The sequence below is a fragment of the Natronobacterium gregoryi SP2 genome, from assembly GCF_000230715.2.
Taxonomy (GTDB): Archaea; Halobacteriota; Halobacteria; order Halobacteriales; family Natrialbaceae; genus Natronobacterium; species Natronobacterium gregoryi.
This window is the reverse complement of the sequence record NC_019792.1, coordinates 2,362,389-2,382,342: the sequence shown is the minus strand read 5'-3', so window position 1 is coordinate 2,382,342 and position 19,954 is coordinate 2,362,389. Positions and strand designations below refer to the sequence as shown.

Below are 19,954 nucleotides of genomic sequence, written 5' to 3'. Positions count from 1 at the left end.
GTCTGGGTGTATCCGACCCGTCGCGGAGTCGGTGCATCCGGCGGGACACATATACTCGGGTGAGCCATAGGGCCGGGCCACGATGATGGTGACGACCCACGTCCTGGTTGGACTCGTCGTCGCTCTGCCGGTCGTCGTCTTCGCGCCGGACCACGCGCCGACGGCCCTGGCTGCTGGCGTCGCCGGGGGCTTCGTTCCCGACCTCGACGTCGTAGCAGCCCACCGGAAGACGCTCCACCATCCAGTCTCCGCTGTGCTCGGCGCTGCCACGTGTCTTCCTGCTGCCGTCGTCGCTCCGTCTTCGCCGACGATCGGGTCCGTCACGTTCCTGGCCGCAGTCGCGTGTCACTGTTTCGGCGACATCGCGAGTTGTGGCCTCGGTGCTCGACCGTGGAACACTCCACCCTCGAACCGCGCGATCTACGATCACGTCCGCGGCCGCTGGCTCCCGCCCCGCCGCTGGATCCGGTACGACGGCGCACCGGAGGATCTCCTCGTCGCTTTCCTAGTGGCCGTCCCGCTCCTGGTAGCGCTCGAGGGGGGTTGGCAACTCCTGGTCGTCGCGTTGCTCGCCGTCTCGGTTTGCTACACGCTCGCACGAAAACGCCTCGAGGACGTCGCACGCTGGCTCACGGGCTATCTACCGTCCTGGTTTCGTTCGTACGTGCCAGAGCGGTACCTCGCGTGATCGGCTCTCCTCTACTGTCGTGTACCATGTCTCTGTGTGGGATAGTACGGAAAACATATGACGGCTCTATTCGAACGGGACGAACAGAGAGAGAACGGATGGCTGATATCGAACTCGTCAACAACCGGTGGGGAGATCGGACCGTCGACGAACAGCTCCGGACGCTGTTCGAGGGAGACGGAACGATCTACCTCGTCACCGGCTTCTTCACCTACAACGCGTATCACACGCTTCGCCCAGACATCGAGGCGTTTCTCTCGCGCTCCACCGAAAACGAACTGGTGATCGTCGTCGGCCCGACGGCAGACCAGTTCTCCGCGACGATCGCTCGCGACCTCTGGCAACTCGATAGCGGCGAGCAGGTCCACCTGTACAAGTACCCCGACGGCTTTCTCCACGCGAAACTGTACGTCCGGACCGGCGAACATCCCGCCGTCGTCGTCGGCTCCGCGAATCTCACGCAGGTCGCGTTCGAACAGAACCTCGAATTGAGTGCGTACGTCGAAGGCGACGGTCCCGACGACGCCCGGATCGAGCCGTTCGCCGACTGGATAGACGACCTTCTCGAGGTCTGTAAACCAGTGCGGCGACGTGACCTGTTCAAACCCGTCATGTTGTCGAAGACGCTCGTCAACTGGACGAAAAAAGGGAAGCTACTGCCTTCTCGGGCCGTCCTCGCCCACCGCATCTCGTACGTCGCGTTAGCCTTTCTGCTCGGACTGTTTCTCTTCTCGTGAGACGCCGTCCCTGCCGGTATCTCGGCAACACGTCGACTGCCCCCGATCGCAGCGAAGGGCTCGTCCGGTCTGCTGTGGCGACGTCTCGCCTCCGTATCGAGTGGTCTGAACGACCTGCAGGAGTGTGAGACACACGCCAACTCGAGCGCAAACTCTTATATCGCAGATTCGTTTTGTACCGGTATGGACCAGCCACGCGACAGCGATTTGCTCGATCACGTGATCGTCCCAATTGCCCATCCCGAGGACGCCGGAGCGACCGCACGTGCACTCACCTCGTACGATCCTGACCACGTCACAGCGTTACACGTCGTCGAAAAAGGCGGTGGCGTCCCGGACAAGACGCCCGTCGAACAGTCCGAAGAAATGGCAGCGGAGTCGTACGCGGCCGTCCAAGAGGTCTTCCCCGACGCCGACGAACACACCGCTTACTCTCGGCACGTCGTCGACGCGATTTTCGAGAGTGCCGACGAGATCGACGCGACTGCCATCGCCTACCAGTCCCGCGGCGGCAACCGGCTCTTGCAGTTTCTCTCCGGTGATCTCTCCCTGAAACTCGTGACGCGAGCGGAGATTCCCGTGATCGCCCTGCCGGGCGACGAGTAGCCGACCGAGGCGTCTCGATTACGGTCGTCGAAACCGAACACCAGTCTGCGGCGGTCGCCCGTCGATGACCGTCACCGCCGGGAACACGCTCGAGAACCAGTCGCAAGCGTCGCCGATGCACGTTCACGGATCGACGCGACGACCGCGCGTGACTCGAGGTCGCGGGCACAGCCGTCGCCGACACTTCGAGAACGGCAACGCGAGCGCGGTCCCAGACGGGTTCCTGTCAGTCAGTTTTGTCCCACTCGAGATCTGAGGCGGTTGCACTGGGGGATCGGTACGGCCGTCCGTACCGGCGATAGAGACTAGTTCGCAGACGAATATAGTACCGTCCCAAGTCTACTCTGACTAGTGCGCTTTACTCCTGATCGAGAATCGTGATTGGTTTGGGCCAACTCTCAACTAGTCGGTCCACGCTTGGGATGGTACTAGTCCGTGTCTCGACTGTCTATGTCAGCAACCGTCGCGAGTATCTCGTCGTCGATCACGGCGTCGTCCGCTCCAGTGTTCGATGGACTCCAAACAGCGACACTGGGGCCGTGTCGCCGCGATCCGACTTGGTAGTTGGACACATAATAATATCTTATACCGAACATTGAAACAGTAAAAACTGATCCGTAATATCCGCATGTACTGTACTCAGCCTCCTGGTAATCGAACTGTTCGTACGGTTGGACCGAGCGGTCGACCCTTGGAAGGGCGCGTCCGGAACCTGCTCGACGGCGGTCTCGTCGGCGTCTTCTGTGAGTTCGAACGGAGGAACCGATATGGAGAACGTCCGACGCTCTAGACAGGTCGTCGTCACCGAGCCGCTTTCGACTGCTGCCACCGCGGATACACCGCTTTAGGAGTATCTATGCCTCCTAAGCGACGTATCCGCCCTCGTCAGCGACTGCTATTCCCGCCGTCTGTGAGCGGAAACAGGGATTTCAAAGAGTCACGCGGCCCGCTCGCTACTGGCGTGGACGCACGCTGAGCGGTAGCGCTGTCTCGCGTCTGCCCCGATGGACCCCGCGTCCGTCTCGTAGCCCCTTCTCTGTGTTTTTATTCCATTATTATTTTTGGTGAATTTAAGTTATAGGGGCCTGCATAGCCGATTGTATGTGGAACCCAACTCACCACACGCAGCCGAGTAGTGCAGCGAACGCAACCGTGCCGACGCTCGAAGAACAGGTTCGAAGCCTGCTCGACAGTGCCTTCGCCGGCGTCTTCTCGCCAGCACAGGAGGAACACTATGACTGCTGAAACGTCCGCCGAACAGTCCCAGAGTCAGATGGAGCACGACGCCACAGCGCTACGTGCTGACGGTGGAGCCGAAACCGTCACAGGCGGCGGGACCGTCGTTCGCAGTCGAGACGTCGCGGACGCGGAGACAACTCGCAGCGACATCGTTCTCACCTCGTCACTGCCGAAGAAGCTCTGGCTCCGCCTGCCGTGGCTGCTGGTTGCACTGGCTGGTGGGCTCCTCGCCGGTGGCGTAATCGGGGGTGCCGAAGGGTCACTGGAAGCAGCCGAAATCGCGTTGCTCGCCATTTTCGTTCCAGTAATCATGGACATGGGCGGCAACGTCGGGACGCAAGCGTCGACGATTTTCGTCCGCGGGCTCGCGCTCGGGCACATCGACGACAAGAACGTCTTGACCCACCTTGCTCGCGAGTCCGTTCTCGGTCTCGTTATCGGACTCATCATCGGCACCATCGCGGCTGGCATCGCGATGGTCTGGCACGGCGAGCCAATGCTGTCACTCGTACTGTTTACCGCCCTCGTGACAGTCTGTCTGGTTGCCAGCACGTTCGGTTATCTCATCCCCTGGCTCGCACACAAACTTGGGTTTGACCCTGCTGCGGTTTCAGACCCCGTGGTGACGACGTTCAAAGACATCACCGCCGTGGTCATCTACTTTGGCCTGGCGATCTGGCTGCTTCCAGGGGCGATATAACGATGCCCAACACACTCACCGGCCTCGTCTCCGACGAGTTCCAGACCGCCCCGCCCACGACCACGGTCGACGAAGCAATCGACCGCTTCCGCGACCGAACGCCAACCGACGGGACGACGCTGTACTACCTCTACGTCGTCGACGGTGGCGACCTCATCGGGATCGTCTCGCTCACCGACCTCCTGAATGCCGATCGAACAGCCGCCGTCGAGAAGATCATGACGACCGATATTCAGACAGTGTCGACCGACACGCCGATAGCTGCTGCAGTGGACACCATCTCCGAACGAGGATTCCCTGCGTTGCCGGTAACCGAAGACTCGGACATCGCCGGCGTCGTGCGGGCGGACGACCTGCTCGAGACGGTCGAAAACGAACTGACGATCACGGCGCTGAAAAAGGCCGGGTTCTGGGTATAACGACCACGACCGAGACGACCCCACACAATCTTTTATCGACCGACAGTGACAGAAATCGCTTCTCGATACGGTCTCGCGAAGCGCTGCGTGGACGCAGAGAAACCAACTGCTGGCGCAACTTGCGAGTCCGACCGCATCAGGGCCTCCCAACGCTGTACTATGTGGCTTCCATCAACACTCACATCCACATCCACATCCACACCCAGACTCACACAACTGAGACGAAATCCGACACATAACCGAGACAATGGCTCGAGAACACTATCGACAGGAACTTGAGACGCTTCGCGAGGCAGTACTCGAGATGGGCAAACTCGTACAGACGCAGTTCGACCGCGCAGTGGCGGCCTTCGCCGACCACGACCCGGAGATGGTCCGCCGAGTCATCGAAAGCGAAGACAGAGTCAACGAGCGCTATCTCGCTATCGAGCGCAAGTGCATCGAGCTGCTGGGGCTACAGCAGCCGGTTGCCAGTGATCTCCGCTTCGTCGCCGCAGCGTTCAAGATCAGCACCGACCTCGAGCGGATCGGTGACATCGCGGTCAAGATAGCCGAACGGACGGAAGCGGGACTGCCGGCGATAGAGACGGCCGTCGACATTCCATCGATGGGCCAGGAGAGTGCAACGATGGTCGCCGATGCAGTTGACGCCTTCGAAGCTCTGGACACGGACGCCTGCCGGGAGATCGTCGCTCGTGACGACCAGATCGATCAACTCGCGAAACACGCGAGTCGCCAAGTGTTCGGCGACATGGTAGCGCTCGATACCGAAACTGTCGATCTCGAGGAGTACCACGAGAGTATCTTTCGGCTCGTGATCACGGTCACCGACATCGAGCAAGTCGCCGATCACGCGACGAACGTCGCCGCTCGGACAGTCTACATGGCTACCGGCGACGACAGCCTCCTCGAGTAGGACCGCCTCGTGTTTCACGTCGGACCGGTTCTCGACGATGGTGACGCTCGGTCGTGATCGGCTACTGTCTCGTCTCGAGTACCGCGACCTCGATCGGCCCGGGTCCGATCACGACCTCGTAGCCAGCGTACTCGAAGCGGGCGGTGACGGCCGCGGGCGACTCGAGCAGCGCCGTCAGCGCCTCGGGGTCGACGGCCCGGTACAGCGGTGGCAGGGCCGTCGGGTCGCGGTCCTCACAGGCCGCGATACGTTCGAGTGCCGTGATGAGTGCTGGATGCATGATCACTGTTTGGGTGTTCGACGAGCGAGTGTTCGAACGCCGTCTCACAGTCGGGGCAGTTCGCTGGCTCGGTCGTCCTCGCGATTCGGATGTCTGTACGACAGTTACAGTGGCTGGTACTTCTCGAGGTCATGTGTCTCTCAGTTCTCAGGGCCCGACGCGGCGGAAAACAATCCCTCGAGTGTGCCAGACGCAGTTGTGGCTGGGTTGGCGGGACGTCGGCAGGTCTTTATTTCGCCAACGTCAATGATGGATTGCTCCCGCTACGCGGGGGCGTATCGGTGAGCCGGAGGGCTTGGTTGGTCCTGGGCACTCCGGCTCAGCGCACTTTCGTGCGCGTCTGTGCGGTACGCAATCTATCCTAAAGAACGTTAGGATACTGACTGGTTAGTGCCGTGAGTATCGCTTCGAGAGGGGACAGCTGAGAAAGCCCTCGACCTCTTCAGTCCCACCCACAGGGCCACACCCTCCCCAGCCGGCTCGCTCACTCCGTTCACTCACCCCTCGCGGAACAGCGAACTGCCCTCGCATCCGCTCGGACGGTTCACCAGCGCGCCACGGCCGAGAATTCGAGGTCCCGCACCGCGCGCACTCGAATGACCCGGGAGAGGGCAGGACTCTCACTCGAACTAACGTGCGGAAAACGCGCGTCTTCCGGCGGCCTAAAAGAGCCGTGGCAGTGCCAGGTGTGTACTCACCCGTGGCCAGTGACTCTGTCCGGACATGCGACTCTCGATACCTGGGGTGCCCGGCACCTACTACGACACGAACACGGGGTCGACGGCGATCGGCATCGCAACGGCGGCTATCGGCCGCAAGGTACCGAAACCGAAGGGGTACGCCATCCAACTGTTACCGTACCTCTGGTCGTTCGAGGTCGATCTGCGAGAGGTGCCCACCGATCACCCGATCCAGTACCTCCATCCCGAGGGCGCACAGAGCGTCGGCGAACTCGGGACCGAGCGCCCGCTCCGCGAGGCCGGCACCGAACTCGAGTCTGTCTTCCGGTTCGTCCTCTCTGTCAGCCAGGCTCTCGAGTCCACGACCAACGAGTTGCTCGGTCGACCGGTCGAAACCGAGGGCGTTACCATCGAGATCCAGGCGGGGACCGTCAGCGTCGACGGCACCGAACTCGAGACCGACGCGTTCGATGTCGACAGCAGTGGAGACGGGACCCCCGGCCAGTTCGACACTGGAAACGAACGGTAATCGCCAACCACGTCGCCGTTTCTATAACCATAGCAATACCTTTGGCGCTCGGCGTCGAAGTCCCGCACATGCGCGTCGTTACCACGCTTCCGTCGGCGACAGAGGTCGTCGCCGCGCTCGGGATCGAACCCGTCGGCGTCTCCCACGAGTGTGACTTCCCGCCGGAGGTCGAGTCGCTTCCCGCAGTCACGCGATCACGAATCGAGACGGACGCCGCCAGCGACGAAATCGACCGACAGGTTCTCGAGTCGACGACCGACGACGGCGTCTACGAGGTCGATGTCGATCGGCTCGAGGCGCTGGACCCCGACCTGATCGTCACCCAGGGGATGTGCGACGTCTGTGCGGTCGACGAGGCGGTCGTCGCCGACGCCGTCGACGAAATCGACGCCGATCCAGCGGTGCTGTCGACAGATCCCCACAGCGTCGACGACGTTCTCACCGACGTCGAACGGATCGGGGACGCGACTGGACGCGAGGAACGCGCCGCGGTGGTTCAGACGGAACTCGAAGAGCGGATCGAAGCCGTTCAAAACCGGACGGCAAACCTCGGCCTCGAGGCCGAGAGCCGACCCCGAGTCGCAATCTTCGACTGGACCGACCCCGCGATGATCGCAGGCCACTGGACAGCCGAACTCGTCGAGTGGGCCGGCGGCGAATACGGACTGGCTGACGCCGGCGAACGATCCCGCCCGCGCGAGTGGGCGGAGATCCGCGCGTACGATCCCGAGGTGATCGTCGTCGCACCCTGTGGGTTCGACCTCGAGCAGACGGCCGAAAACCGCTCGGATCTCACCGAACGCGACGGCTGGAACGACCTAACGGCCGTCGAGAACGGTCGTGTCTGGGCGATGGACGGCGACAGCTACCTCAACCGGCCGGGACCGCGACTCGTCGACACGCTCGAGGCGCTCGCACCGATCGTCCAGTCGGGCCCGGACGATGTCGGTCCGCCTACGGAGGTCGCGGTTCCGTTCGATGCGCTCGAAACCCTGAGCCCAGGCTCGCGGGTCGTTCCGTCGGCGGACTGACGCGGCCGGTTCCTACTCGTCTTCTCGCTCGGCAGCGTTCTGTCTGGCTTTCGCTGCTCGCTCGCGGTGTTGCTCGATCTCGTCCTGGAGCTTCTTTCCGACGAGATAGGCGAAATCGTCCGGCATCAGTCCGCGCTGGACGTCGATCGTGACCATCGCGTCACAATCCTCGACGATCTCGGGGGCCCACTTCCCTTCTGCGAGTTTCGACTCGTCCGTGACGATCGCTTCGCCGTCCTCGACGTCGATAAAGGCCGTCACGGTGTTCCAGATCTCCGGATTGCTCGTCGTCACCTCGTCGAACAGCCCCTCGAGTCGAGTCTCCTTGAGTGGTTCGTCCCGCAGTTCTACGGCCAACTCCTCGAGTGCGACGGCGACCTCCTCGGACTCTTCGGCTCTCTTCCGGAGATCGTCGGCGTCTCGGTCGTCTTCGATACTCGTCATCGCTGCCCCTCCGGGCCGATCGTGTCGACAGTCATAGACGGACGTACTCGCCTCGGAACCGTAAACGTACGCAGTCGTCGGTCCGGTTTGGCCCACGCCGCTCGTTTCATACGGACTGCTGTCCCGATATCCCAGCGCGACCGCACGAGTGCGCAGTCGCGCCGGAACTGACGGACAGCAAACCGTATCACACCCGATTCTCGGTCGACGCGCTGGCGAGGACGTCGGGCACCCACTCGCAGTTAGGGTCGTCGGTTCGGTCCATCCAGTCGACGAGTCGCTCCCGCAACGCCTTTCGAACGCCTGCGTAGTCGGGGTGGCCGACAAGGTTCTGTAGCTCTGCAGGGTCGGCTGCGAGGTCGTACAGTTCGTCGATATCGGGGCTGTTGTAGACGTACTTGTACCGGTCGGTCCGGACCATCCGCTGGCTGTAGAGGCCGAACTCGTCGCCGTGGTACTGGGCGAAGACCGAGTCGGGCCACTCGAGGCCGTCGGGAACCGTCCCTCCGTTCTCGAGGACGGGCACGAGGCTGCGCGCGTCGAAGCTCTCTGGAATCCCGGCACCGGCCATCTCGAGGAAGGTGGGTGCGAGGTCATGCAGGTGAACGAGACGGTTACAGACACTTCCCGGTTCGGTCACGCCAGACCAGCGTATCTGCAGGGGGATGTGGTAGGTGTCGTCGTAGGCCAGTGGTCCCTTGTTGAACTGGCGGTGAGCGCCGACGAAGTCGCCGTGATCGGCGGCGTGGACGACGGCGGTCTCGTCGGCGAGGCCGTGGTCCTCGAGGGCCGCGAGCACGCGTTCGAACTGATCGTCGATCAGCGTCACGAACCCCCAGTACTTCGCGATGCCTTCAGCCCACAGCTCCCAGTCGAAGCCGGCGACGCCCCGGTAGTGGCGATAGTTCTCGTGGACCTGTGGCTTCCCGTCGTCGGTCTCGGCATAGCTGTCGGGCGGTTCGATCTCGTCGGGGTCGTACATCGAGGCGTAGGGTTCAGGGACGACGTAGGGGTGGTGGGGACCGTAGAAGTCTGCCCGGTGAAAGAACGGGCCGGCTGCGTCGGCGTGACGTTCGATGGCCTCGATCGTTCGTTCGGCAAGGAACCAGGCGCGAGTCTCCTCGACGTCGACCGGTGTCACCGCCGAAACGAGCGTTCCCTCGCTCGCATCTCGGGGGTCGTCGCCCGTGTACAGCTCTTCCTCGCGGTCGACCTCGCCGAGTGGAACCCCTCGTTCTCTTCGATACTCGCGGAACGCGTCGTCGATGTCGTCGTGGTGTCTGTCGCTCCCACCGAGATAGGAGAAACCGAACGTTTCGGGCGTCTGGTCGCGACCAACGTGCCACTTCCCGGTGTAGGTACAGTCGTAACCGTTCGCGTCGAGCACTTCCGAGAACGTCTGTATCTCGGTCGGCAGATTCGGCTGGACCGCGTCGGCCTCGTGGCAGTTGTTCAACATCCCGTGGCCGTGGGGGAACTGCCCGGTCAGCAGCGACGCGCGCGCACTCGAGCAGATGCTGATCGGGGTGAACGCCCGTTCGAAACGAAGGCCCTCGCTCGAGAGTCGATCCATCGTCGGCGTCTCGACGGGTGGGCCGTCGGGAGCCGAAAGGTCGTATCGCTCCTGGTCGGTGAGCACGAGCAAGACGTTCGGGCGGTCGTCGGTCATCGAGGGTCGTACACCGAGCGGGCAGTTAATGGAGGGGCCCGACGGATCGAGACTGCTGACACTGTGCTCTGACGTTCGCAGTTACCCGTCTGCGATCACGGTCACGTATATCAACCCCGTCAGGCATCCGACTGGAACGGTTACCCACCACGTGAACACGAACGCAAAGTATACGAGTCCCCACGAAAAGGCGGCGGCACTCACTGGATCTGCGCCGCTCAACGAGAGTATAGCTGTGACTGTAAGCAACGTTCCGACCAGTCCAAGCGTCACGACGTACGTGGCAACCGTTCCGACCGCGCCGGCGACTACACTCGAGGCGGAACTGTCCAGCGAAAACATCCGCCAGCCGACGACGCCGACGATAAACGCCGCTGGAACGACGAACGGAAGCGCAAGCGCTGCAAAAAGCGTGTTTACTGTCCAGTCGACACCGAACCCGAGACTGTCTCCGATCCCTATCAAGCCGACGTACAGGACCGTGGCGACGAAAGCGGCAATCGCGCCTGCGTATCCTGCACCGATATCGCTTCGATCTGCACCCGGTATCCGATCCGGACCGTCTCTGAGAGAAACGGTTCCAAGGAGGGGGGTATCGGTAGTTCCCATACCTATACGTTCGCCAGCAACAGTATAATGACACCTCCTGTCCACTCGACACCAAACGGACACGCACTGTCGAAACCGATCGATTCCACCCAAGACGGATTGTGTTCCGATCTCCCAGTGCCACCCGCTTCGGGTCGTAGCTGTGCCGGAACAGGCGGACAGAAAGCCGTCTCAGGCCAGATCCTCGTACGTCGGCCGATCGAGATCACCGGGGAACTCCGCAACCGGCACCTGCGTCTGGTCGCCGGACTCCATGTCCTTGATCGTCACCTCGTCGTTTGCGAGGTCCTGTTCACCGACGATGACGACCGTCTCGGTGTTGACGCTGTCGGCGTAGTCCAACTGTGCGCCGAAAGAGCGTCCGGCGACATCGGTCTCGACGATGTGGCCGCGCTCGCGAAGTTCACGAGAGATTCGAGCCGCCTCCGCGCGGGTGTCGCCGACCTGGAGCACGTAGTAGTCGGTCGTCACCTCTTCCTCGGGCCAGACGCCAGCCCGCTTGCAAAGCAGCGAGAGGGTAGCGTGACCGGGTGCGACACCGACCGCGGGCGTCGGCTGACCACCGAACTGTTCGATGAGGTCGTCGTACCGGCCGCCGCCGAAGATCGACCGCGAAACCTCGCCCGTCGAGTCGAAACACTCGAAGACAACGCCCGTGTAGTAATCGAGCCCGCGGGCCGTCTCGAGCGAGATCGTACAATACTCACGAACGCCGAAGTCGCCAGCCGCATCGAGTACGTTCTGGAGGTTCGAAACGGCGTCAGTGACGCGTTCGGTGCCGGCGAAGGCCTCGAGTTCGTCGAGGTCGCCGCTTGCGATCAAGTCGTCGAACTCCGCGGCCTGGTCGTAGTCGAGGCCGGCTTCGACCAGCAGGTCGTGGTACTCGGCGGTCGAGAGCTTGTTGGACTTGTCGACCGCACGAATCGCCTCGTCGATGTCGACGTCTTCCTCGTAGGTCTCCAAGACGCCTCCGAGGATGTCCCGGTGAGAGACCCGAAATTCGAAGTCGTCATCGGTCAGTCCGAGGTTCGTCAGCGCGTCGGCAGCCCACGCCAGGACCTCGGCGTCGGCCTCTGGCTCGGAGGAGCCGAAGATATCGACGTTGGTCTGGTAGAATTCGCGCTGTCGTCCCTGCTGGACCTGCTCGTAGCGCCAGAATGGCCGCGTCGAGACCCACTTGATCGGCTTCGACAGTTCCTGCTGTTTGGCGACGACCATCCGCGCGACGGTCGGCGTGAGCTCCGGCGTCAGCGTGACGTGGCGACCACCCTGATCTTCGAAGGCGTACAGTTCCTCGACGATGTCGTCGCCGCTCTTGTCAGTCCACATCTCCGCGCGCTCGAGAGTCGGCGTGCCGACCTCTCGGAAGCCGTACTGGCGGGCGGTGTCTTCGATGGTATCGATGGTCTCCCGCCGGGCAGCCATCTCGCCAGGATAGAAGTCACGAAAGCCTTTGATTCGGTCGTACATGAAAACGAGTTAGGTCAGCGTTGACTTCTATCCTTTCCTCTGGATCGGCAAGTAGTCGAGACTCGACGTGACTGATACGGACTGCTGTCCCGATATCCCGGCGCGACCGCAACACGGGGCGCGGCTGCACCGGCAATTACGTACAGCAATCCACACGGCAGCAAACCGTCTGAAACGATACAGCGACTATCAAAAAACAGTATCGAAGACTATCCAGCGCCCGGGAATCCGTCTTCTGCGTGTCCTGACCCGGCGACGTTACTCCCACCAGGATCGTGAGCAGGACTGTCTGCAGTGCCGAGGTTACCCGGCGTCGCGTTCCCACTCACGAGGAACTCGAGGATGTTACTGATGAAGACCTCGTTGTCGGCGACGTTGTAGTTCTCGCTAGTCATGAAGCCAGTATCGCCGACGGCAACCGCGTTGTCGTTTTGCGCCGCAACCGGGTACTCACCGGTTTCGCGACTCTCGGAGTGTTCAGCCGTTGGGCTCGTCGTCAGTAATGGCTGTCCTGCCGTCGCCACCTGGGTCGGACCGTCGAAGACGACGTGATCGACGCCGTCGGTGAGGTCCGTCTCGGCAGCTGGCGTCACCGCGAGCGTCTGGTAGTTGTTCTCGTAATCCTGCATGTCGTACAGGTAGCCGGTATCGTAGGCGATTCCGAACTGGGATGTCACCGACTCGAACTCGCCGTCGTCACCCGTATCGGTGCCCATCGGCCCGAGGAGTCCGAGGAGAGCTCCACCACCCGCATCAGGACCACCGACGAACAGGACGCGTCCGTCGGCGTCGGCGAAGTCAGACACGATCTCGGCTTCGCCTGGCGTGTAGCGGTCGTTCGGCTCGACGACGATGTAGGCGTCTGCGTCCTCGAGCGTTTCGGCGAGTTCGTTCTCGCGTTCTTCGGGACTTGCCGACAGTCCACCCGATTCCGAGTCGAAGTACTCGACGGTGTTGCCGTCGGCAACGAGTGTGGACACGACGGGTTGGAGGTCGTCTTTCGACACGTCGTTTGCGTGTGCGGTGTCGATCACGACCGTCTCTGTGCCGGTGGGTACGTCGATCGAGATCTCACCGCCTCGCTCGAGTTCGGGCGCGTCGACGTTTTCGGGCTGGAACTGTACCTGGTCGACGGTTGGCTTTTCCGTCGAGCCCTGGTTCGTGATTACGCCAGCGGCGGCGACTGCGGTGACGGCGAGCAAGACGACGACGGCGAAGACGACGAGCCGTGATCGGATTTCGTCACCGTTCATGGCTGGTCACCTCCGGCAGTGACGGCGGTGGCGTTCTGTGTTTCGGGCGGAGTCGTATCGGCGACAGTCTGTCCCTCGATCGAGCCCCACACTGCGAGGAACGCGGGCGTCTCGACGCCGTTGTACTCTCCGAACGTCTGTGGGTGTACGTGCTGTTTGGCTTCTGCCTGACCGTCTCCTTCGAAGAGGAGCGGCATTCCGAGCGGTTGACCGTCGCTCAACTCGACGACCTCGTAGTCGCCGAGTCCGGCTTCGTCGGCAGCCGTGCCGATCGCAGCCTCGGTATCGCCGATTTCGTCGACGAGTCCGTTTTCGACGGCCTCGACGCCGACGTACACGTTCGCGTACGCGAGTTCGTGTTCCGAGAGTTCTAGTTCGTCACCGCGTTGTTCGATCACCGAGCCGAGGAACGTCTGTTTCATCTGTTCTGCCTGTTGTTTGACCTGCTCTTCTGTCATACCGGACTTATCGGGACCGGTGGTGATCTCTTGTTCCGGTGCCGGCGCATCCATGTGTGTTGCACGGACGCCGATGCTACCGACCGTCGAACTTGGCGTGGCGTAAATCTTGTCGCTCGGGGCACTCATGTAGTAGCCTCCCGATGCGCCGACCGATCGTACGCTCGTGACGACCGGCATCTCCTGTGCGGTTCGTTCGACCGCCAAGTAGAGACTCTCGCTTGCGGTAACGCCGCCGCCAGGACTGTCTACGGACAGTACGACCGCGTCGATCGACTCGTTCTGGCGTGCTTCGCGCAGATCGTCGATCACTGGGTCTGCGGTCGGCTCACTGATCGAACTATCCATCTCGATGACTGCAACGGTGCCGTCGGCTTCACTGGTTGCCCCCCACGCGATCGGAGCGATAGCGGCTCCGACGAGGAGAGCAATTACGACGATCGTCACGTAAGACCGTGCGACCGTCCCGAGTAGTTCCCGGGCGGCAGTTAGGTATTTACTCATATCTCAACTCGAGAGAAATTCAGTATTGACATAGTAAAAAACTTTTTATTTATATTCTGTTAATAAGTGGTATATTTGCAAATACTCGAGGAGGGCAAGCGACACAGCGGCCAGCGGCGACAGGCAGTATCGGCGACTTACCAACCCAGTATAAAAGATGGTTGCGGGCGTTTTCCGATCGTGAAACTCCTCGCGCGAGGCCGACCACTCGGCGCGTCACAGCGGCCTACCGGATGCCGGTTACGTACGTCTGCTCGTGGTCCGGAAACACGTCTCGAACAGCGTCACGCCCGTCCTCTTCGCTGATGATCGCCCGAAGCTCGGCTTCGTAATCGGCTCGGTTTATCTCCTCGCTCGGGCCGACAACCACCTCTAGCTGGGCCTCGACGAGTCGATCGACTGCGTTCCGGCCGAACCCCGAGAGTGGAGCGATGTAGTCGACGCCGTGTCGATCCTCGAGACTCTGGGCTTGGGCCCGCGAAACCGTCGGCACGCGGTCGTCGCGACGGGTACCGTCCGCGATAGCATCGAAGCCGGCAGCCGCGAGTTCCTCGAGGGCATGCTGGTGGACGTGCTGAATGCCGTTCCTGGGGAAGCCATCCCCCTTGATCCGCTCGACGGCCTCGTCGGCGACTTCGGCGTCGAGTTCCAGCCGTTCGAACGCGAACCCGATGTCGTCGGCCGTCTCGCGGGCGTGTTTCCAGTCGTCGCTAACCCCGAAGTGTGCGGTCAACAGCGTCACGTCGTAGAAGTCCTCGAGGAGAAGCGCCGCGAGCGTCGAATCTTTGCCGCCGCTGTAGAGCAATCCCAGTTCCATCTACCGTCGCTGGATGTCGAAGCTCTTCGAGTCCGGCTTCAGCTCTTTGAGGAGCTGTTTCATCTTGTCGTCGTCGATCTTGCCCTGGATGCGCCCGCTACGGGCCAGCGAGATGACCTGTCGTTCGACCTGTTCGCCAAACTGGGGCTTGCTCATCTTGACCGTGTTGAGGCGTTTTCGGGCGTCGTCGGTCAGGTGCTTGCGGAGAACCGCCTTCTTCTGGGCTTCGGCCTGCTGTTTGGCTGCCTCCTGACCGTCGGCGTCTTGGCCCTCGGCGCGTTCCTGCAACTGCTCCATCTTCTTCTGTCGCAACTCCTCGAGTTTCTCCTCGTCCGGGCGTTCACTCATGAGTACTCGAGTGTTCGCCTGCAGGCGGGAAAATGATTACGGACACGGCCGACAGCCACCACGCTATCGGTCGGGTCAGTGAGGTTGCCGGAAACAAAAATCCGCTCTACGCGTAGCGTTCGAGTTCCGGTCGGTCGAGCTCTTCGAGCACGTCGCCAGCCGTCTCGTCGAGCAGACTCTGTCCGTCAGGTGTGACGCGTCGTCCTTCGCCCTCGGCAGTTTCGACGAATCCTTCTTCCTCGAGTTGCTGGAGGATCGTTCGGATCATGTTCCGGGAGCCGTCCGAACGGTGGGCGGGCGCGACACGGTAGCGGTTAGAGCCGTCTTTTGCCCCACCGTACTCGGTCGCGAGTCGTTCGACGCCCACGGGGCCGCGGTCGGCGACTTTACGGAGGAGACTCGCAGCGCGAGTCGCCCAGAAGTCATCCTGTTCGGGCGGGAGTTCGCGATCGGGGCCGGTCTTGGCGAACTGCGCCCAGTCGGGTTCGTCGAGCCGTTCCTCGAGGTCCTCGGCGAGCGCCTCGATGAGGTCGTCCGCCGGAACGTCGTACATCGTAGCCATTGGCGTTGGGTTCCCTTCGGCAGCATTTAAGACCATCGTATTCGTATCCGATCTACACTCCAGACGGGAGCGCGGTTCGACGGATCGGATTCCTTTTTCGCCCCCAGGCCGAACGTCCAGTATGGACGAACGCGGGGCACTGGCGCTACTGGAGACGGAACTCGAGGCCGTCGGAGACGACGCGGCCGTAATCGACAGCCTCGTCGTGACGACGGACATGCTCCACGATCGGACGGATTTTCCCGACGGAACGGCCAGGTATACGGCCGGCTGGCGGTCCGTCGGCGCGTCGCTGTCGGACGTCGCGGCGATGGGTGCCGAGGCGACGGCCGCGGTCGCCGCCTACGCCGCACCCACGTTCGACCGCGAGGAACTGCTCGAGTTCGTTCGTGGCGCGAGCGACGTCTGCGAGATTGTCGGTGCCGAATACGTCGGCGGTGACCTGGACGAACATCAGGAATTTACCGTCACGACGACGGCGATCGGCAGCGCAGACGAAACCGTCGCCCGCAGCGGTGCACGTCCCGGCGACCTCGTTTGCGTGACGGGAACGCTCGGAGACAGCGCGGCTGGACTCGAGTTGTTCCAGCGCGCGGCCGACGGGGGGCCGAACGCGGACGCAGTTCTGGAACGCGCAAACGACCTCTTCCAGTTCCAGCCACGGGTCGCTGCCGGTCGAGCACTTGCCCCCCACGCGACCGCCATGATGGACTCGAGCGACGGCCTCGCCCGCTCGCTTCACCAGCTCGCAGCGGCGAGCGACTGCGGGTTCGCGATCGAGTCCGACGAGATTCCGATCGACGACACTCTCCTCGAGGTCGCGGCCGACGACGCCAAGGCACTCGAACTCGCAACGACGTTCGGCGAGGACTTCGAACTCGTCGCGACAGTCCCATCGGAGTCACTCGAAGCAGTCCGTGACGCGACGGACGTTCCACTCTCGATCGTCGGGACCGTCCTCGAGTGTAACGACGGGATCACGCTCGACGGTGAGACACTCGCGGACGCTGGGTACACACACGGTTGACTTACTCGACGATCACGATCGGCACCTGCATGAAACACAGCAGGCCGAGCGCGAACGTGACGACGCCGAGGACGAACCGGCCGGTGCCGAGTTTCTCGTCGTCGACCGGGTGTGCGGGCCCGACCGACGCCAGCACCGCAGCGAACAGTCCCCAGACACCCCAGATGAGCACCGAGTTCAGCCCGTAGTCTGCCACGTAATAGAGGTAGGCGGCGAGTCCGAACAGCGCGCCCGGCACCAGCGCGGCGATCGTCTCCTGGGACCGTCCGGCCATCGCTCGCAGAATGTGACCGCCGTCTAACTGGCCGACGGGGATCAGGTTGAGGAAGGTGACGAACATCCCAACCCAGCCGCCGACCACCACCGGATTGATCGCCGTGGCCGGATCGTCGCGATACAGTGGCTGGTCGAACGCTGCCGCGAGCAACTCGAGCAACGGTGGATATCCAAGCTGGATCTGGACCGCGTCGGGGTCCTGGACCACGGTCTCCGGGGCCGTGACCGGCGGAAGGTGGAGTCCGACGATCGTGACGGCGATCGTGGCCACGAGTCCGGCCAGTGGGCCGGCGACGCCGATGTCGAAAAGCGCCTTCCGGTCGGGCATCCGCCCTTTCATCTTTATTACCGCGCCCATCGTCCCGATCAGCGTCGGTATCGGGATAAAATATGGTAGCGAAGCGTCGACCTGGTGGTACCGGCTCAGCAGGTAGTGGCCCATCTCGTGGACGCCGAGAACGCCGAGTATCGCGACAGTAAACGGCCAGGCGCGCCACATCTCTTCGGGATTGGCGATCGGATCGATGTGATACCACATCGATCCGGCAAACAGAGTCGAGACGATCGTCAACGCGAGCAACAGGACGTTCGTCCAGGGAATCCCGTCGATGCCGACGGTCGTCGGTTCGGCGACGAGAACGTACTCTCCGTACCGGGTCCCGACCCTGAGGTCGTACCCTTCCTCGCGGAAGACGGGCCACAACTCCTGAACGATCTGTTCGGGCTGTACGCGGGGATCGCCGTAGTAGATGAGCGTCTCGTCTTCGACTGTGCTCTCGTAGACGGTGAACATCGACTCGATCCGCTCGAGGGACGGTCCTGCCGCTGGAACCGCGTCGCTTGCCCTCGACTCTTCGATTCCGGGACGGTCGCCGTCGTCCATCGTCCGTGATTACCTATGGCCGGGTATAAATCGACTGCTGTCGGTGTTAGTGCCTGCAAAAAGCACGCGGTAAGCAGGAATCGACCCGAACGGTGACGCGAGCGTCGAAACGACTCCTCCGTGAAAGTCGGGCGGCGGGGAGACCGTCCGAGGCGGCATAGAGGAGGATCGTACGGACCGCCGTCCGCCAACTCCGACGCAGTCGCGGGCACTCGTGGGTTACACTGGTCTGGCGGAACAGCCCGTCTCAGACGGTTTGTTGTCAGTCAGTTCTGGCGCGACCGCAGGAGCGCGCGGTCGCACCGGGACATCGGGCCAGCAGTCCGTCTCAGGCGGGCTCGACTCGCCACGTCGTCGCGCTCGTGTACGACCACTTCTCGATCTCGAGATCGGACGCCGAGTCGGAGAGTTTGACCATCAGCGCGCCGATTTCTTTGGGGGAGAGGTCGACGTCGTCGGAGATGAACTTCCCTTTGAAGTACATCTCTCCGTCTTCGACGCGTTCACGCAGATAGCGTTTCAGGCGGCGTTCCTTGGTTTCCGTGGAGGGTTGTGATGTCGTACTCATCGACGTTGCCGTCTTGGAACGAGGATATGTTATAAAGCCAGGACGATTAGCAGCATTTCAGCCGCGTTCAGTTATTTCGACGGTAATCCAGGTTTTATTCCGGTTTACGAAATATTTTACCACCGCCAGAGAGCCACCCATTCGTTTTATAGCCCCAGCTAACGTATTATCTCGAGCGTAACAACCACGATCGATGATCGGTCTGTTCGGGCTGACTCTGACTACATACGACAGTAGTATGGGAGAACGAAAGGAGGTCAGGGCCGGTCGTGCACCCAGAACTCGTCCTCGACAGTCACTTCTTTCTTGAACAGCGGGACCTCGTCTTTCAGCCGGTTGATACCGTCTTCGACGGTTCTGAACGCCTCTTCCCGGTGTCCCGCAAGCACGACGACGAAGACGATGTCCTCGCCGTCCTCGACGACGCCGGTTCGGTGGTAGAGTTCGACCTCGAGAACGCCCTCGCGCTCCTCGAGTTCCGTCTCGATGGTCGCCAGTCGCTCGTCGGCGACGCCCTCGTACTTCTCGAACTCGAGATACTCCGTGCGGGCGTCGTCTTCGCTCTCTTTCGCCCGAACGCGGCCGGTAAAGGTCGCAACCGCGCCCGACCGGTCGGCTTTCGGCGAGCGTTTGACGCGTTCGACGAGCGCCTCGAGGGTTTCGTAGGGTTCGGTCGCCTCGAGAGCGTCGACGAGGTCTGCGTCGACATCGTCGGCTGCGAGTTCGCCGGGTGATTCGACGGCTGCAAGCAGCGAGTCGCCGTCGGGCTCGAGCGTAGCAGCGTCCGTTCCGACGGCGATCGTGGGATGCTGTAACTCCGAGATGCCGACGACGATCGCGTAGTCGCAGTCGATCGCGAGTCGGTCGAGCGCGTCGCCGACGGTCATCCCCGTGCCCGTCGCCGTCCAGTCGCCGTCGGCACCGAGATCGTAGGTGACGTCACCGCCGAGGGCGATCGGCTCGTGGGGCCGAGAGGCGTGGGTTCCGTCGGCGATCGTTGCGTCGTATCTGACGACCCCGACGCGTCCGTTCCGTGAGAGCCTGTCGACGACCCGATCGACGACTCGCTCGACGGCGTCGTCGGTTGCGCCACGGTCGGTGACACCGAGTACGTGCATGCTGTCTGGAACATGGTGAGGGCGGGATTTGTAGCTATCGACGCCCGGAGAACGTGGTCTGTGGCGGCCGCTGTCGGGGACGACGCGGGCCGTCGTCCGGTCGCACCATCGAACCGTCACACC

At 62.3% G+C, this 19,954-nt stretch carries 24 protein-coding genes; 11 read left to right on the top strand and 13 right to left on the bottom strand.

Translation table 11 applies throughout. The features are described from left to right. Positions 1 to 85: 85 nt before the first annotated feature. The 8 genes from NATGR_RS11925 (at position 86) to phoU (ending at position 5,305) form a co-directional block, all read left to right on the top strand. Positions 86 to 688, top strand: coding sequence for a hypothetical protein (locus NATGR_RS11925; RefSeq protein ID WP_005579579.1), 603 nt, complete (start codon positions 86 to 88; stop codon positions 686 to 688). A 98-nt stretch (positions 689 to 786) separates the two neighbouring features. Next, positions 787 to 1,425 (top strand): phospholipase D family protein, encoded by a 639-nt coding sequence (locus NATGR_RS11920; RefSeq protein WP_005579578.1) that lies wholly within the window; start codon positions 787 to 789, stop codon positions 1,423 to 1,425. Positions 1,426 to 1,608: 183 nt separating this feature from the next. Next, positions 1,609 to 2,031, top strand: a complete 423-nt coding sequence (locus NATGR_RS11915) for a universal stress protein (protein WP_005579577.1) — start codon at positions 1,609 to 1,611, stop codon at positions 2,029 to 2,031. Between the two features lie 64 nt (positions 2,032 to 2,095). Beyond that, on the top strand, positions 2,096 to 2,287 hold the full coding sequence (locus NATGR_RS11910; RefSeq protein WP_005579576.1) for a hypothetical protein: 192 nt from the start codon (positions 2,096 to 2,098) through the stop codon (positions 2,285 to 2,287). Positions 2,288 to 3,132: 845 nt separating this feature from the next. After that, positions 3,133 to 3,276, top strand: coding sequence for a hypothetical protein (locus NATGR_RS19950; protein WP_005579575.1), 144 nt, complete (start codon positions 3,133 to 3,135; stop codon positions 3,274 to 3,276). Then, positions 3,266 to 3,970 carry a magnesium transporter gene (locus tag NATGR_RS11905; protein WP_049887798.1) on the top strand — a complete coding sequence of 235 codons (705 nt, stop codon included), beginning with the start codon at positions 3,266 to 3,268 and terminating at the stop codon, positions 3,968 to 3,970. Before NATGR_RS19950 ends, NATGR_RS11905 begins: the two co-directional genes overlap by 11 nt. 2 nt (positions 3,971 to 3,972) lie before the next feature. After that, positions 3,973 to 4,389, top strand: coding sequence for a CBS domain-containing protein (locus tag NATGR_RS11900; RefSeq protein WP_005579572.1), 417 nt, complete (start codon positions 3,973 to 3,975; stop codon positions 4,387 to 4,389). Positions 4,390 to 4,636: 247 nt separating this feature from the next. Beyond that, a complete protein-coding gene (phoU, locus tag NATGR_RS11895) occupies positions 4,637 to 5,305 on the top strand; it encodes a phosphate signaling complex protein PhoU (RefSeq protein ID WP_005579571.1) in 669 nt (222 codons plus the stop codon). Between the two features lie 61 nt (positions 5,306 to 5,366). On the opposite strand, the gene NATGR_RS11890 is transcribed toward phoU, so the two are convergent. Further along, positions 5,367 to 5,585 carry a HalOD1 output domain-containing protein gene (locus NATGR_RS11890; RefSeq protein WP_005579570.1) on the bottom strand — a complete coding sequence of 73 codons (219 nt, stop codon included), beginning with the start codon at positions 5,583 to 5,585 and terminating at the stop codon, positions 5,367 to 5,369. 723 nt (positions 5,586 to 6,308) lie between these two features. On the opposite strand from NATGR_RS11890, the gene NATGR_RS11885 reads away from it, so the two are divergent. Together NATGR_RS11885 and NATGR_RS11880 are read left to right on the top strand one after the other, a co-directional pair. Next, positions 6,309 to 6,794 carry a hypothetical protein gene (locus NATGR_RS11885; protein ID WP_015233621.1) on the top strand — a complete coding sequence of 162 codons (486 nt, stop codon included), beginning with the start codon at positions 6,309 to 6,311 and terminating at the stop codon, positions 6,792 to 6,794. A gap of 68 nt (positions 6,795 to 6,862) precedes the next feature. Next, positions 6,863 to 7,825 (top strand): cobalamin-binding protein, encoded by a 963-nt coding sequence (locus tag NATGR_RS11880; protein ID WP_005579568.1) that lies wholly within the window; start codon positions 6,863 to 6,865, stop codon positions 7,823 to 7,825. A 12-nt stretch (positions 7,826 to 7,837) separates the two neighbouring features. On the opposite strand, the gene NATGR_RS11875 is transcribed toward NATGR_RS11880, so the two are convergent. From NATGR_RS11875 to NATGR_RS11835, 9 genes are all read right to left on the bottom strand, one after another. Further along, a complete protein-coding gene (locus NATGR_RS11875; protein ID WP_015233620.1) occupies positions 7,838 to 8,269 on the bottom strand; it encodes a hypothetical protein in 432 nt (143 codons plus the stop codon). Between the two features lie 187 nt (positions 8,270 to 8,456). After that, positions 8,457 to 9,938, bottom strand: a complete 1,482-nt coding sequence (locus tag NATGR_RS11870) for a sulfatase-like hydrolase/transferase (RefSeq protein WP_005579565.1) — start codon at positions 9,936 to 9,938, stop codon at positions 8,457 to 8,459. A gap of 81 nt (positions 9,939 to 10,019) precedes the next feature. Further along, the gene (locus tag NATGR_RS11865) at positions 10,020 to 10,592 is read right to left on the bottom strand and encodes a hypothetical protein (protein WP_244860875.1); all 573 of its coding nucleotides are present in this window, start codon (positions 10,590 to 10,592) and stop codon (positions 10,020 to 10,022) included. A gap of 126 nt (positions 10,593 to 10,718) precedes the next feature. After that, entirely contained in the window at positions 10,719 to 12,017 is a 1,299-nt protein-coding gene (gene hisS, locus NATGR_RS11860; RefSeq protein WP_015233619.1) for a histidine--tRNA ligase, read from the bottom strand. A 209-nt stretch (positions 12,018 to 12,226) separates the two neighbouring features. Then, a complete protein-coding gene (locus NATGR_RS11855; RefSeq protein ID WP_005579558.1) occupies positions 12,227 to 13,270 on the bottom strand; it encodes a DUF4350 domain-containing protein in 1,044 nt (347 codons plus the stop codon). Next, entirely contained in the window at positions 13,267 to 14,232 is a 966-nt protein-coding gene (locus tag NATGR_RS11850) for a S49 family peptidase (protein ID WP_005579557.1), read from the bottom strand. Before NATGR_RS11850 ends, NATGR_RS11855 begins: the two co-directional genes overlap by 4 nt. Before the next feature lie 226 nt (positions 14,233 to 14,458). Further along, the gene (locus tag NATGR_RS11845) at positions 14,459 to 15,049 is read right to left on the bottom strand and encodes an alpha hydrolase (RefSeq protein WP_005579555.1); all 591 of its coding nucleotides are present in this window, start codon (positions 15,047 to 15,049) and stop codon (positions 14,459 to 14,461) included. Next, positions 15,050 to 15,397, bottom strand: a complete 348-nt coding sequence (locus NATGR_RS11840; RefSeq protein WP_005579554.1) for a DNA-binding protein — start codon at positions 15,395 to 15,397, stop codon at positions 15,050 to 15,052. A 106-nt stretch (positions 15,398 to 15,503) separates the two neighbouring features. Further along, positions 15,504 to 15,959: a 30S ribosomal protein S19e gene (locus tag NATGR_RS11835; RefSeq protein ID WP_005579553.1), complete on the bottom strand. Its 456-nt coding sequence runs from the start codon at positions 15,957 to 15,959 to the stop codon at positions 15,504 to 15,506. A 121-nt stretch (positions 15,960 to 16,080) separates the two neighbouring features. Here NATGR_RS11835 and thiL point away from each other — a divergent pair, with 121 nt between their 5' ends. After that, complete coding sequence (gene thiL, locus NATGR_RS11830; RefSeq protein ID WP_005579552.1) at positions 16,081 to 16,986, top strand: thiamine-phosphate kinase; 906 nt, start codon at positions 16,081 to 16,083, stop codon at positions 16,984 to 16,986. A 1-nt stretch (position 16,987) separates the two neighbouring features. Here the strand turns inward: thiL and NATGR_RS11825 are convergent, their stop codons facing one another. The 3 genes from NATGR_RS11825 to NATGR_RS11815 form a co-directional block, all read right to left on the bottom strand. Continuing rightward, positions 16,988 to 18,145 carry a site-2 protease family protein gene (locus NATGR_RS11825; protein ID WP_005579551.1) on the bottom strand — a complete coding sequence of 386 codons (1,158 nt, stop codon included), beginning with the start codon at positions 18,143 to 18,145 and terminating at the stop codon, positions 16,988 to 16,990. A 328-nt stretch (positions 18,146 to 18,473) separates the two neighbouring features. Further along, on the bottom strand, positions 18,474 to 18,713 hold the full coding sequence (locus tag NATGR_RS11820) for a DUF7123 family protein (RefSeq protein WP_005579550.1): 240 nt from the start codon (positions 18,711 to 18,713) through the stop codon (positions 18,474 to 18,476). A gap of 257 nt (positions 18,714 to 18,970) precedes the next feature. Beyond that, the gene (locus NATGR_RS11815; protein ID WP_005579548.1) at positions 18,971 to 19,831 is read right to left on the bottom strand and encodes a molybdopterin synthase; all 861 of its coding nucleotides are present in this window, start codon (positions 19,829 to 19,831) and stop codon (positions 18,971 to 18,973) included. Positions 19,832 to 19,954: the final 123 nt, after the last annotated feature.